Origin of the sequence: Streptomyces roseoverticillatus (genome assembly GCF_000719265.1) — a bacterium.
GTDB lineage: Bacteria > Actinomycetota > Actinomycetes > Streptomycetales > Streptomycetaceae > Streptomyces > Streptomyces roseoverticillatus.
The window spans coordinates 67,990-81,831 of the sequence record NZ_JOFL01000021.1; the positions used below are offsets into that span (position 1 = coordinate 67,990).

Annotated in this window: 9 protein-coding genes; 2 read left to right on the top strand and 7 right to left on the bottom strand. The window is 73.0% G+C overall.

The window, feature by feature from the left end:
- Window positions 1-47: 47 nt before the first annotated feature.
- On the bottom strand, window positions 48-560 hold the full coding sequence (gene nrdR, locus IF61_RS0124400; RefSeq protein ID WP_030368666.1) for a transcriptional regulator NrdR: 513 nt from the start codon (window positions 558-560) through the stop codon (window positions 48-50).
- A gap of 536 nt (window positions 561-1,096) precedes the next feature.
- Here nrdR and lexA point away from each other — a divergent pair.
- Entirely contained in the window at window positions 1,097-1,882 is a 786-nt protein-coding gene (gene lexA / locus IF61_RS0124405) for a transcriptional repressor LexA (protein ID WP_030368667.1), read from the top strand.
- Window positions 1,883-2,043: 161 nt separating this feature from the next.
- Here the strand turns inward: lexA and IF61_RS0124410 are convergent, their stop codons facing one another.
- The 5 genes from IF61_RS0124410 to IF61_RS0124430 all read right to left on the bottom strand — a co-directional run bounded on the left by IF61_RS0124410 (window position 2,044) and on the right by IF61_RS0124430 (window position 10,684).
- A complete protein-coding gene (locus tag IF61_RS0124410; protein WP_030368668.1) occupies window positions 2,044-4,023 on the bottom strand; it encodes an ATP-dependent DNA helicase in 1,980 nt (659 codons plus the stop codon).
- A gap of 43 nt (window positions 4,024-4,066) precedes the next feature.
- On the bottom strand, window positions 4,067-5,815 hold the full coding sequence (locus IF61_RS0124415; protein WP_043190528.1) for an IucA/IucC family protein: 1,749 nt from the start codon (window positions 5,813-5,815) through the stop codon (window positions 4,067-4,069).
- Window positions 5,816-6,074: 259 nt separating this feature from the next.
- The gene (locus IF61_RS0124420) at window positions 6,075-6,932 is read right to left on the bottom strand and encodes a GNAT family N-acetyltransferase (protein ID WP_078660456.1); all 858 of its coding nucleotides are present in this window, start codon (window positions 6,930-6,932) and stop codon (window positions 6,075-6,077) included.
- Between the two features lie 107 nt (window positions 6,933-7,039).
- Window positions 7,040-9,088 carry an IucA/IucC family protein gene (locus IF61_RS0124425; RefSeq protein WP_107043117.1) on the bottom strand — a complete coding sequence of 683 codons (2,049 nt, stop codon included), beginning with the start codon at window positions 9,086-9,088 and terminating at the stop codon, window positions 7,040-7,042.
- A gap of 27 nt (window positions 9,089-9,115) precedes the next feature.
- Entirely contained in the window at window positions 9,116-10,684 is a 1,569-nt protein-coding gene (locus IF61_RS0124430; protein WP_052392989.1) for a diaminobutyrate--2-oxoglutarate transaminase family protein, read from the bottom strand.
- Between the two features lie 265 nt (window positions 10,685-10,949).
- On the opposite strand from IF61_RS0124430, the gene IF61_RS0124435 reads away from it, so the two are divergent.
- Complete coding sequence (locus tag IF61_RS0124435; RefSeq protein ID WP_030368673.1) at window positions 10,950-12,140, top strand: trypsin-like serine peptidase; 1,191 nt, start codon at window positions 10,950-10,952, stop codon at window positions 12,138-12,140.
- A gap of 110 nt (window positions 12,141-12,250) precedes the next feature.
- Here IF61_RS0124435 and hflX read toward each other — a convergent pair whose 3' ends face one another.
- Window positions 12,251-13,744, bottom strand: a complete 1,494-nt coding sequence (hflX, locus tag IF61_RS0124440) for a GTPase HflX (RefSeq protein ID WP_030368674.1) — start codon at window positions 13,742-13,744, stop codon at window positions 12,251-12,253.
- Between the last annotated feature and the right edge of the window lie 98 nt (window positions 13,745-13,842).

Sequence of the window (13,842 nt, forward strand, 5' to 3'; positions counted from 1 at the left end):
CTTCGCCCGGGCGCGCGGCGCACCGGGCAGGTCTGTGATGGCCGCGGCTACTCGGCGGCCGTGCTGGGCGCGGGGACCCTGGAGTCCTCGTCGCCGTCGCCGGCGGTCGCGGCGGACCGCTGCTCGCGGAGCTCCGCGACGGCGGCCTCGAAGTCCTCGAGCGAGTCGAACGCCTGGTACACGGACGCGAACCGCAGATACGCGACGAGGTCGAGATCCCGGAGGGGGCCGAGTATGGCGAGACCCACGTCATGCGTGGAGAGCTCGGCGCTGCCCGTGGCGCGCACCGCCTCCTCGACCCGCTGGCCGAGCTGGGCCAGGGCGTCCTCGGTGACCGGGCGGCCCTGGCACGCCTTGCGCACTCCGGAGATGACCTTGGTGCGGCTGAAGGGCTCGGTGACCCCGCTCCGCTTGATCACCATCAGCGAAGCGGTCTCCACGGTCGTGAAACGACGGGAGCAGTCGGGGCACTGGCGCCGGCGCCGGATCGAGCAGCCGTCGTCGGTGGTCCGGCTGTCGACGACGCGGCTGTCGGGGTGCCTGCAGAAGGGGCAGTGCATGGCTCTCCACCCTCCTCACCCTCGTAGGACTGTGCACGATCTTCAGCCTCTGCGGACCCTCGAACGGGGGCCTTGCGAAGCAGCCCCCAGCATAGGCGATAACGGCGCCCGCAAATGACCGGCGACACCCCTCGACCACAACCTGTGGGCGGCTCTCGCCAATCAAACCACTAGATCTGGTGCTGTGCGGTGAACCGTGCCGGACGCGTGTCGCGGCCGCGAAGACCGCTCACGAGCCTACGCGAGCCGCCCCGGCCGCAGGAGCACGGGGGCTTTGATGACAGACTGGAGCCACTCGCGGAGGGCTCCGGTCCGATTCGGCCGATCCTGCGCGGGGCCCGCAGGACCCCGGAACCCGCCCGGTGCGCTTCGCACCGAAGGGTACCGCAATAGACCGAATTGATCTTCAGCCGTACACCCCCGACCTTGATCACGTCAGGCAAACTTCGATATTTCACTCGAACGTGTGTTTGGCGCAACCTTTCGAAAGCAACTACCGTTGTCCAGCTAGGGAGAACATCTCGAGAGGGGCCGACGTGACCACCACCGCAGACAGCGCCACAATCACCGCCCAGGACCGCTCCCAGAACCGACTCGACCAGGCACACCCGATGAATGACGCAGCCATGAGCTCCGAGGGGCAGAAGCCCGCTCGGGCCCTCCCGGGCCGACCTCCAGGCATCCGGGCCGACAGCTCGGGCCTCACCGACCGCCAGCGGCGGGTCATCGAAGTGATCCGGGATTCCGTCCAGCGCCGGGGCTACCCACCCTCCATGCGGGAGATCGGCCAGGCGGTCGGGCTGTCGAGCACCTCCTCGGTGGCGCACCAGCTCATGGCGCTGGAGCGCAAGGGCTTCCTGCGCCGGGATCCGCACCGCCCCCGCGCCTACGAGGTGCGCGGCTCGGACCAGCCCAGCTCGCAGCCCACGGACACCACCGGCAAGCCGGCCGCGTCCTACGTACCGCTGGTCGGCCGGATCGCCGCGGGCGGTCCGATCCTGGCCGAGGAGTCCGTCGAGGACGTCTTCCCGCTCCCCCGCCAACTGGTGGGCGACGGCGAGCTGTTCGTCCTGAAGGTCGTCGGCGACTCCATGATCGAGGCCGCCATCTGCGACGGCGACTGGGTGACGGTCCGCCGTCAGCCCGTCGCGGAGAACGGCGACATCGTGGCCGCCATGCTCGACGGGGAAGCCACGGTCAAGCGCTTCAAGCGCGAGGACGGCCATGTGTGGCTGCTGCCGCACAACGCCGCCTACCAGCCGATCCCGGGCGACGAGGCCACCATCCTCGGCAAGGTCGTGGCGGTGCTGCGCCGCGTCTGAAGGCGCAGGCCGCAAGGCCTGGCCCCGGAACCGCCCTGCGCCGGTTCCGGGGCTCTTTGCCGTCGTCTTTCTGTCGTAGAGCCTTTGTGCGTGTTTCTGTCGTAAGGCCTTTGTGCGCGCTGGGCCCGGCGGCACCAGGCCCGCAGCGTCCAGCGACCCGTCTAGCGGCCCTCCGCCTTCGCCACCCCGTCGATCGCAGCCAGCGAGCGCCGCACCTGGTTACGGTCCGTGGTGTACCAGAAGTCCGGCAGTGACGAGCGCAGGAAGCCGCCGTAGCGGGCCGTGGCCAGCCGGGGGTCGAGCACGGCGACCACACCACGATCCCCCGAGGCCCGGACGAGCCGGCCGGCACCCTGGGCCATCAGCAGCGCGGCGTGTGTCGCCGCCACCGCCATGAAGCCGTTGCCGCCCGCCTCCTCGACGGCCTTCTGCCGGGCGCTCATCAGCGGATCGTCCGGGCGCGGGAAGGGCACGCGGTCCATCACCACCAGCTGGCAGCTCGGCCCCGGCACATCGACGCCCTGCCACAGCGACAGCGTGCCGAACAGGCACGTACGGGCGTCGGCGGCGAAATTCCTGATCAGCTCGCCGAGCGTCTCCTCGCCCTGGAGGAGGATCGGCACGTCGAGCCTCCCGCGCAGCGCCTCGGCCGCGGCCTGGGCGGCGCGCATCGAGGAGAACAGACCCAGGGTCCGGCCGCCGGCGGCCTCCACCAGCTCGGCCAGCTCGTCGAGCATGTCCGTACGGCTGCCCTCCCGGCCGGGCTGGGACAGATGCCGCGCGACGTAGAGGATGCCCTGCTTGGGATAGTCGAACGGCGAGCCGACGTCGACCCCCTTCCACTCCGGGCTGTCCGTGCCGCCGGTGCCCTCGGGCGCCAGGCCCAGGGACGCGCCGACGCCGTTGAAGTCCCCGCCGAGCTTGAGCGTGGCCGAGGTGAGCACCACGGACCGCTCGCTGAAGAGCTTCTCGCGCAGCAGCCCGGACACCGAGAGCGGGGCCACTCGGAGCGAGGCCCCGAAGCGGTCGTGCCGCTCGTACCACACGACGTCGTACTCGGAGCCCTCCACGATGCGCTCGGCGACCGCGTGGATGTTCTCCACGGAGGCCAGGGCCTGCTTACGGACCGCGTCCTCGTCCTGGACGGACTTGTCGCGGGTGTTGCCGATCGAGGAGATGACCGTACGGGCGGCGTCGCGCAGCGCCATCAGGGCGTACTCGAGATCGTCGGGGAGCTCTTCCAGCCGGCCCGGGAGCGCGAGCTCCATCAGGCGCTCGAAGCTCTCCGCGGCGGTCTGCAGGGCGTCCGCGGCCTTCTCGTCGACCAGCTTGGCGGCACGCCGCACGGCACGGTTGACCTGGCCGGGGGTGAGCTCGCCGGTAGCAACGCCGGTGACCCTGGAGACCAGCTCATGGGCTTCGTCGACGATCAGGACCTCATGGCTCGGCAGCACCGGGGCGCCCTCGATGGCGTCGATGGCCAGCAGGGCGTGGTTGGTGACCACCACGTCGGCGAGCTTGGCCCGCTCCCGGGCCGCCTCGGCGAAGCACTCGGCGCCGTACGCGCACTTCGAGGCGCCGAGGCACTCGCGGGACGTGACCGACACCTGGGACCAGGCGCGGTCGGAGACGCCGGGGGTGAGGTCGTCGCGATCACCGGTCTCCGTCTCGTCGGACCAGTCGCGCAGGCGCAGCAGGTCCTTGCCGAGCTTGCTGGAGGGCGCCGCCGCCTCGAAGGGGTCGAAGAGCCCCTCCTCCTCGTCCTGGGGCACCCCCTCGTGCAGCCGGTGCAGGCACAGGTAATTGGACCGGCCCTTGAGCATGGCGAACTGGGGGCGGCGGCGCAGCAGCGGCTGCAGGGCGTCCACCGTCCGCGGAAGATCGCGCTCCACGAGCTGGCGCTGGAGCGCGAGCGTCGCCGTGGCTACCACCACGCGCTCGCCGTGGGCCAGGGCCGGCACCAGATAGCCGAGGGACTTGCCGGTGCCGGTGCCGGCCTGGACGAGCAGGTGGGAATTGCCGTCGACGGCTTCGGCGACGGATTCGGCCATGGTGACCTGGCCGGGCCGCTCTGTGCCGCCGACGGCGGTGACGGCGGCGTGCAGCAGGTCGGCGAGGGAGGGCGAGGAGGAGGCAGTCATAGCTCTTCCAGCCTAAAGGGCGGCACTGACATCGGCGGCGGCGTCACGCGATGTGCAGCGGATTGGGCACGGTGCCGTGGACGGCCGCGTGCGGGCGCTCCGGGCGGTCGCGGTAGCCGTCGAGATGCAGCCGGTTGCGGTTGAGGCAGAGGCGCTCGATCCGCGGGGTGAGCAGGTCGAAGGCCTCGTAGCGGTCCTTCATCCGCGGGAAGCGCTCGTGGTGCCGCACGATCTCCGCCCGGACGAGCGACCAGAAGGCCGCTCCGGGCACGCCGAGTTGTTCCTCGCACAGCGGCGCGAGGTAGCGGAAGACGCCGACGAAGAGGCCGGAGTGGATGAACTGGGTGAGGAATCCTGGTGGTTCGGTGAGCAGCACCTCCCGTACGTCGCCGGGCATGGAGGCGTGCTCGGGCAGCGGTACGGCGCTGATGTTGATGTCGTCGACGAAGTCCTTGACGGCGAGGCGGGTGGGGACGTCGTTGTCGTCGAAGACGACGATGGCGTTCTCGCCGTGCGGGGAGAAGACGGTTCCGTAACGGTAGAGGAAGCGCAGCAGCGGCGGGAGCAGCGCGGCGAAGAGCCGGCGCAGCCAGTCGGCCGGGGCCAGGCCGGAGCGGCGGACGAGCTCGGCGGTGAAGGAGCGGCCGGCGGGGTCGGTGTGCAGCAGGGCCGCGAGGGTGCGGGCGCGCTCGCCGGGGGCGAGGGCGGGGCCGAGGGGCTCGCGCCAGATGCAGCCGAGCAGTTCCTTGTACTGGTACGGGACGCCTGGCAGCCGGTCGTAGAGGGGGTGCTCGACGGTCACGGAGGCGGTCTCGCCGAGGAGGATCACCCGGGTCTCGTCCCGGAGGAAGTCGTCCTCGTCCCGGAGGGCCTGGACCCAGGCGGTGACGGCGGGGGCGGCGAGGGTGCGCTCGGTCGGCAGGCCGCGCCAGACGAGGGTGTTAAGGATCGACAGCGGGAGCTTCACGGTCCGGGCGTCCGGGCGGCTGATGTTGAGGAAGGTGCGGACGGACTGCTGCGGGAGCCGGAGGTCGTTGTCAGTGGGCAGGAGGATGATGGATCCGTCGGCGAGGCTGGGCGCGAAGAGGGGGGCCACGGTCTCGTCCCACTGCCAGGGGTGGACGGGGAGCCAGAGGTAGCCGGCGGGGTCGCGCCCGTGGTCGGCGACGGTGCGGGCGAAGGCGGCCCGGGTGCCGGGGGCGAGCTCTTCGGCGTAGAGGCGATCGGGGGTGGCGAGTGCGGGGACGGCCCGGTAGTGCGCGAGGTCGCGGTGGACGGCGATCCAGGGCAGTCGGCGCGGGATGCGGGCCTCCGGGGCCCACAGGGCGGCGTCGGAGGCGGAGAAGCCGAGCCGGCCCTTGTTGGCGATGAGCCAGGGGTGGCCGGTCTGGTGGCCTTCCAGCGCGGCGTAGTCGAGGTCGGCGAGGTCCGCCGCGCTGAGGGCGCCCGCCTGGAGGCGGGTGTCGGCGGCGAGGGTGGCGAGGAGTTCCCTGAGCAGGTGGCCGGTGGTGTCGCCGGACAGGCCGAGCACGGTGTCGTGGGCGAGGGCGAGGAAGCGGAGGGGATCCTGGAAGGGGGTGAGGGAATCAGGGTCGACGCGCCAGTGACCGTATGCGCCCCGCCGGGCGCGGAAGCGGCAGGTCACGTCGTCCGTTAACGGCAGGCGGTAGGCAGCGGCGGGCTCCGGGGACGCCGGGGTGCCGTCCGGCCCGGGCGGCGTGTCTGCCTGCTCGGGCATCGTGTCGTCCGGCTCGGGGGTGAGCACGCCCTCGTAGCTGAGCTCGCCGAGCATCTTGGCGAGCAGGCGGGCGCCCGCGAGCGACCAGTCCGAGCCGTCGGGGCGGGCGGGGCGCGTGGGGCGGTCGGTGGTGTCCTCGGGATGGGAGTGGGCCGGGGTGTCCGCGCTGCCGGCGCGGGCTGTGCCGTCCGGGCCGGAGCGGGTGCCGAGGTGTTCGGACCGGGGTGAAGGAGACAAGGGGGCTCCTCGGAAAGGCCGGTGGGATGGGGGGTGGAGTGGAGTGAGCCGGGGTGAGGGGCGAGGCGCGTACGTACTACAGGAGTGTGCGCAGGGCACGGTCGCGGACCACGAGTGCCGCCCGCTTGTCCGGAAGGTCGACTTCCGCCATCAGCCGGAAGCCCGCGCTCAGGAAGGCGGAGACGCACGGGGTGTTGCGCAGGTCGGGTTCGGCGACGACGCGGCCGCAGGAGGGCCGGTGCTCCAGGACGAGGTCGGCGACGGTCCGCAGCAGGCGGGTGCCGAGGCCGCGGCCCCGGTCGGCGACCTTGCCGATCAGGAGGTGGATGCCGGTGTCGTGCGGGCGGGCCGGGTAGTGGCGCGCGATGGGGTCGAGGTCGGCGCGGTAGATCTCCCAGTAGCTCATCGGCACGCCTTCGAGCACCCCGAGACAGGGGATGCTGCGCCCGTCGCCGCCGGTCTGGACGCGCAGGTGGGCCTCGGTGACGCTCTCGGGGCCGCCCAGTTTCCAGAAGGCCGCGACGGCCGGGTCGTTCATCCAGCGGGTGATGAGCCGCAGATCGCGCTCCACGCGGACCGGTACGAGCTGGAAGGTGCCGGCGCCGGTGTCGGCGGGCCCCCAGTCGGGGAGCGAGTCGAGGAGGTCGGAGCCCGGGCCGATGGCCGCGGCGGGCCCGCGGCCCGCGGTGATCGCGGCAGGCTCCGGCGGGCCGTGGTCGAGGAGCTCGATGAACTCTTCGGACAGCTTCAGTTCGAGGGTGGTTTCGTTGTCGGTCGGGGGGCCGGCGCCGTCGCCGGCGCTCGCGCAGGCTCTGTCGTCGAGCCTGCCGCCGGGGCCCGGGACGGCGAGGCCGTCGGAGCTCGGGCCGGGGCCCGGGACGGCGCCGAGGCCGGGCCCGGCGTCCGGGCTCGTACTGGGGTCGGTGGGCGGCACGGAGACGCACTCCTCTCGGAGGATCCCCTCGGTTCAGGGATCCCGTGGGCCCTGCCGGGCCCGTGTCCTCAAGGGCCCCGTTCGCCCGGGGCCGGAGCTCGCGCCGGTCATCGGGCCGACGTGACCAGGGGGTTGGCGATGGTGACGTAGACGGACTGGGTGTCGACCGGGCCGACGAGCTCGTCGATCCCTCTCAGCCTGGTCAGCATGTTGGCCTTGCAGCGCAGGGTGGGCGCTTCGAGGAGGCGGGCGGGCAGGGACGAGCGGGTGGCGGCCGGGCCGGCGGCGGCTTCCCTGAGGAAGCGGCGCAGCGCTGCCAGCAGGAGCTGTTCGTCGGCCAGGCGCTGCGCGCCGAACGCCCCGATCAGGCCGAGGATGTTGTTGATGCCGAGGTAGTAGGTGAGCCTCTCGTCGGTGACCTCGTCGGACACGAAGGTGTCGCTCCCGGTGCCGATCCCGGGCAGCCGCCGGTCGAGGGCGTCCCGGTGGGAGGCGCGGAAGTAGTAACCCTGGTTGTCGCGGTAGCGGCCGCCCGCGGGCCAGCCGTCCCGGTCGAGGAGGACGAGGGTGTTCTGCTGGTGGGCCTCCAGAGCGACGCCCGCCTCCCCGTCCAGCCAGAGCACGGGGCGCACGACCGCTTCCAGATAGCGCAGGAACCACTCCGCGGAGACGGCGCCCGCGGGGCGGCCGGTCAGATGGGCGAGGCGGGCCACGATCCGGGCGAGGCGGGAGCGCATGGGGAGGGCTTCGGCGGGCTCTCCGGGGTTGTCGTGCGCGGTGGCGGGCCAGGGGCGGGGCGATACGAGCCCGGCGAGGCAGACGGCGTCGTCGCCGGGGCCGAAGGGGTTGTGCCGGATGACGGTGTCGAGGCCGCTCAGCGGCGTGCCGTCCGGGGCGTCGGCCGCGAGCCAGGCGGGGTCGCGGACGACGTCGAAGCCGAGGCCGCCGGGGCAGGCCGCGCGCCACTGCTCGGCGAGGCCGCTGCGCAGCAGGCGGTGCACCTCGACGCCGCGGTGCAGTTCCTTGCGGAGGTTCTCCCGGCGGGAGTTGGTGATCCGCAGGCCGAGGGAGAGCTTCAGCATCGCGGGCGCACCGGGCCGGTGCACGGTCCGTACGGAGGAAGTGGCGTACCAGGGCGCGCCGAGGGGGCCGAGGTCGTGGAGCAGGCCCGCGTCCAGGAGCGCTCGGACGTCGGGGCGGCTGCGGACGTCGTGGGCCTGCCAGGGATGCAGCGGCAGCGCCACGGTGTCCTGGGGCAGGCGCAGCTCCGGGCCGGCGAGCCGGGCGGCGAGGGTGGCGGCGTCGACGGGCCGGCCTCGCTCGGTCCACGCCGAGTCGGTGGCGAGGAGGGAGCGGTGGACGGCCAGCCAGTGCAGCGGGAAGGACCCGCGCAGCTCCGGGGAGTAGGCGCGGGCCTCGGTGTCGGAGAGGCCCGCGCGGCTCTTGGGCGTGGGGTGGAGGGGGTGGCCGAGGAGCAGGGACTGCTCGGCGTAGAGGAAGAGCTCGCCCGCGCCGGGGTCGGCGGGGCGGGCGCGCCGGTCGGCGAGGAAGACGGCGGTGCGGCGTGCGGAGTCCGCCACGCGGGAGGCGAGTTCGGCGGTCTCGCCCGTGGCGGGGCAGCCCGCGCGGGCGGCGCGGTGCGCCGCTTCCCGGCCGAGGAGTACGGCCAGGGTGACGGCGTCGACTGCAGGGGCGTCGTCGGGGGCGTCCGCCAGGGCCGGCCGGCCGAGGCGGTGCCAGCCGGCGGCCGACCAGTAGGTCACGGGCACCTGCAGGGCTGTTCCGCTCGCGGTGAGCGGCAGGCGCAGCACGGGCCCGGCCGGCCGCGGAACGCCGGTCTCGCGGATCCAGCAGCGCAGCAGGTTCTCCGCGGCGGCGGCATCTGCGGCGACCGCCGGGTCTGGGTGCTCCAGCGGGTCGGAGGCGCGCGGGGGGCCGGGGTCCGGGATCTCGCCGCGCGGGGCGCCGCCCTGGCGGGGGACGGCGGAGGCCACAGGCTGGGCGTGAGCGGAAGGCTCAGGCTCCTGGGCGGGCTCGCGCTCCCGGGCGGCCTCATGCGGCTGGGCGGACGGGGACGTGCACGGCACGGAGCCCTGGGCGGACGGTTCGCGTTCCTGGCCGGTGGTGGAAGCACCGGTCCCGGTGGATGCGTTCATACGGTGTACGGCGTGCACGTCACGGCGTCAGGCCGGGGATGCGGCGCCTGCCTCCTTCGGCGTGCTCGGGGCGGGGATACCGGGAATGCGCGAACCGGGCCGGCAGACCGCGGCGACGGCGTCGGCGAGCCGGTCGAGGACCGCCTCGGCCTGCTCGTCGGTGATGTTCAGGGGCGGCAGGAGGCGGACGACGCAGGAGTGGCGGCCGCCCAGTTCGACGATGAGGCCGCGGCGGAGGCACTCCTGCTGGACGGCCACGGCCCGCGCGGGCGAGGCGGGCAGCGGGCCGTCGGCACCGGGGCCGCGCCCTGTGCCCGGCTGCGCGCCGTCTGCCGGGCCGACCCGCGTGCCGGGAGCCGGTCCTCCGCCGCCTTCCGGTCCGGCCGCCGGGCGGGCCGTCGAACCGGCCTCGTCACCGGCCTCCGCAGCATCCTCGGCACGGGCTACGGAGCCGGCACCGTCCTCCCGCTCGACGAACTCGATGCCGATCATGAGCCCGGCCCCGCGCACCTCACCGATGCAGTCGTATTCCTCCGCCAGCCGCCTCAGCCGGTCCAGCATGCGCCCGCCGAGCGCGGCGGCGCGCCCGGCCAGGCCGTTCTCCCTCACGTACCGCAGCGTCGCCGCTCCGGCGGCCATCGCGAGCTGGTTGCCGCGGAACGTGCCGGCGTGGTCGCCCGGCTGCCAGGCGTCGAGGGCCTCGCGGTAGACGATGACGGCGAGCGGGAGGCTGCCGCCGATCGCCTTGGACAGGACCATCACGTCGGGCTCGATGCCACTGTGCCCGACGGCCCAGAACGCCCCCGTGCGGCCCACTCCGGTCTGCACCTCGTCGGCGATGAGCGGGATGGAGCGCGCCGCGGTCAGCTCGCGCATCCGGCGCAGCCAGCCGTCCGGCGCGGGGAGCACGCCGCCTTCACCCTGCACGGGTTCGACGATCATCCCGGCCGGCCGGCGCACGCCGCTCTTCGGGTCGTCCAGGAGGCTCTCGGTCCAGCGGGCGGCGAGCCGCGCGCCGTTCTCCCCGCCGACGCCGAACGGGCAGCGATAGTCCTGGGGATAGGGCAGCCGGGTCACCCGGTCGCCCGGCGCCCCGCCCGATGCGGCGAGCGCCCCTTCCGTCATGCCGTGGTAGGCGCCGGTGAAGGCCATCAGGCCGTCGCGGCCCGTCGCGGTGCGGACGAGCTTGAAGGCGGCCTCCACGGCGTCGGTGCCGGCCGGGCTGCAGAACTGGATCCGGCCCGCTGCGGCCAGCCCCCGCGGCAGCGTGGCGAACAGCTCGTCCGTGAAGGCGTCCTTGACCGGAGTGGCCAGGTCGAGCACGTGGAGGGGGGCGCCGGAGTCAAGGACGGAGCGGATGGCCTCCAGCACGACCGGGTGGTTGTGGCCCAGCGCCAGCGAGCCGGCCCCGGAGAGGCAGTCGAGATAGCGGCGGCCGTCGGCTCCCTCGATCGTCAGCCCCCGGGCACGCACCGGCACGATGGGCAGCGACCGGGCATACGTGCGCGCGGCCGATTCGCGGGACGACTGCCGCCGCAGAATGCCTTCGTACGCTGCGGCCGGCGACGCCGTCGGCGGTAGCTGGGTCAAGGCCACGGGCTCCGGCTCCTCCTGCTGCTGAACTCTGGGCTGAACGCTGGTCGGCACTCCCCCGTACGTACCAACGACGCCGCGCGCCACGGATCACGGCCCACCGTCAAGATCCTTGCGGCGCGGAACCGAGGACCCGCCCGAGCCCGTCTTCCACCTCACCGGCATAGTGGGGCCCTGCCTCCCCCGCTGGGGCGGTGCATGACAACTCCACACCGTGGCCGCGCATTGCGGACACGTCCGAACAGATCGATCAGGGGGAACCCACTCCATGCCATCCATCCGCAGGCCTGCGCTGGCCGCGGCCGCTCTGACGGCCGCGCTGGCGCTGACCGCCACCGCGTGCGGCCCGTCCGACGACGAGGCGGCGGGGAGCGACAAGCCCAGTGCGGCCGCCTCGCAGAAGGGCGACGAGGGCCTCGAGCTGCCCAAGAACCTTCCCAGTTCTCTGAAGGACCTGGAGAAGTGGAAGAACGGCGCCTGGAAGAACTGGGACAAGGAGCAGTGGCTGCGCGAGGCCCGCGACTTCGTCAACCCCATCATCAAGGACCACTGGAAGCCGGACTCCATGAAGGATGCCCGGCCGAGCGACAAGACGCTCTCCACGCAGGGCGCTCCAGGCACGGCGCCGGGCGCCTCCGGTGACCAGGGCGTGACCGACCCCGAGCCGCGGCCGGTGCAGGCGAAGTCGGTCGCCGTGCCCTACCACAACAACGCGGCCCCGGTCGGCAAGGTGTTCTTCGACAGCCCCGAGGGCCACATGGTCTGCTCGGCGACGGTCGTCAAGGACCCGGCTCACCCGGGCAAGTCCAACATGGTGTGGACCGCGGGCCACTGCGTGCACGCCGGCAAGAAGGGCGGCTGGTACCGCAACATCGCCTTCGTGCCGTCGTACAACGACAAGGGCCTTCCGGGCGCCCAGGTCAACAGCGCGCCGGTGCAGGACGTCGCCCCGTACGGCGTGTGGTGGGCGGACTGGGCGCAGACCTCCTCCCAGTGGATCGCGCAGGGCGCCGAGACCGGTGGCGCGGGCGCCCCGTACGACTTCTCCGTGCTGCACGTGAAGCCCGAGGCGGGCTCCGGCAAGTCCCTGGAGGAGACGGTCGGCAACGCCCTCACGGTCGACTTCAACGCCCCGCAGGTGAAGTCCATCCAGTCCATGGGCGCCTGGGGCTACCCGGCGGCCGCGCCCTTCGACGGCCAGAAGATGTACGACTGCGTCGACCGGCCGAGCCGGCTGACGATCGAGTCGTCCCAGCCGACGATGTACCGCATCGGCTGCACGATGACCGGTGGTTCGTCCGGTGGCGGCTGGTTCGCCAAGGGCCCCGACGGCAAGGTGGTGCTGGTCTCCAACACCTCGATCGGCCCGGCCAACAGCACCTGGCTGGCCGGCCCGCACCTGGGCCCGGAGGCGCAGGGCGTCTACAACGCCATCAGCCAGAAGTTCGCCAAGCGGTGACGTCGCGGTAGCAGCGCCGCCGTCACGGCCGAAGGCCCCGCTCCCCGGGATTCCGGGGAGCGGGGCCTTCGCACTTCAAGGGTGCTCCCCTCAGCTCGGGGCCGCTGTCCTCAGCTGCGGGCCGCGGGCACGTACCGCTGGAGCTCTGCGGCGAGCTCCTCGTGCACCCGCGCCTTCAGCAGCGTGCCCTCCGGGGTGTGCTCCTCGGAGATCACCTCGCCTTCGGCGTGCGCCCGCGCGACCAGCGAGCCGTGGGTGTACGGCACGAGCGCCTCGATCTCCACGGCGGGGCGCGGCAGCTCGCGGTCGATCAGGGCCAGGAGCTCGTCGATGCCCTCGCCGCTGCGCGCCGACACCGCGATCGAGTGCTTCTCGATGCGCAGCAGCCGCTGCAGGACCAGCGGGTCCGCGGCATCCGCCTTGTTGATCACGACGATCTCGGGCACGTTCGTCGCGCCGACGTCGCGGATCACCTCGCGCACGGCGGCCAGCTGCTCCTCGGGCGTCGGGTGCGCGCCGTCCACCACGTGCAGGATGAGGTCGGAGTCGCCGACCTCCTCCATGGTGGAGCGGAACGCCTCGACGAGGTGGTGCGGCAGGTGCCGGACGAAGCCGACGGTGTCGGCGAGGGTGTACACGCGGCCGGTGGGCGTCTCGGCCCGGCGCACCGTCGGGTCCAGGGTGGCGAACAGGGCGTTCTCCACCAGGACGCCCGCGCCGGTGAGCCGGTTGAGCAGGGAGGACTTGCCGGCGTTGGTGTAGCCCGCGATGGCGACCGATGGGACCTTGTTCCGCCGGCGCTCCTGGCGCTTGACGTCGCGGCCGGTCTTCATCTCCGCGATCTCCCGGCGCATCTTCGCCATCTTCTCGCGGATCCGCCGGCGGTCGGTCTCGATCTTGGTCTCACCGGGACCGCGGGTGGCCATGCCGCCTCCGGAGGAGCCGGAGCCGCCACCGCCCATCTGCCGGGACAGCGACTGGCCCCAGCCGCGCAGCCGCGGCAGCATGTACTGCATCTGGGCGAGCGAGACCTGCGCCTTGCCCTCTCGGGACTTGGCGTGCTGGGCGAAGATGTCGAGGATCAGGGCGGTGCGGTCGACCACCTTGACCTTGACGACGTCCTCCAGCTGGATGAGCTGGCCGGGGCTGAGCTCACCGTCGCAGACGACAGTGTCGGCGCCGGACTCCAGGACGATGTCCCGCAGCTCCTGGGCCTTGCCGGAGCCGATGTACGTAGCCGGGTCCGGCTTGTCGCGGCGCTGGGTGACGCCGTCGAGCACCAGGGCGCCCGCGGTCTCAGCGAGGGCGGCGAGCTCCGCGAGGGAGTTGTCCGCGTCCTGCACCGTGCCGGACGTCCAGACGCCGACCAGCACCACGCGCTCCAGGCGCAGCTGCCGGTACTCGACCTCGGTGACGTCCTCCAGCTCGGTGGAGAGGCCGACGACGCGCCGCAGGGCGGCCCGCTCGGAGCGGTCGTACTGCTCGCCGTCGCGCTCCCCGTCGATCTCGTGGCTCCAGGCGACGTCCTCTTCCATCAGGGCGTCGGCCCGAAGGCTCTCCGGGAGGCTCTGCCGGTCCTGGGGAAGGGAAGAAGAGGAGGTCATTTGATCCTTTGCATCGTTGGGAGGTGGCGGCCGTGCAGCGGCCGCACCGTCGACAACGCGTGAGCGGCCCCGGGGATTCCCGCGGCCGGCGGCCCCGC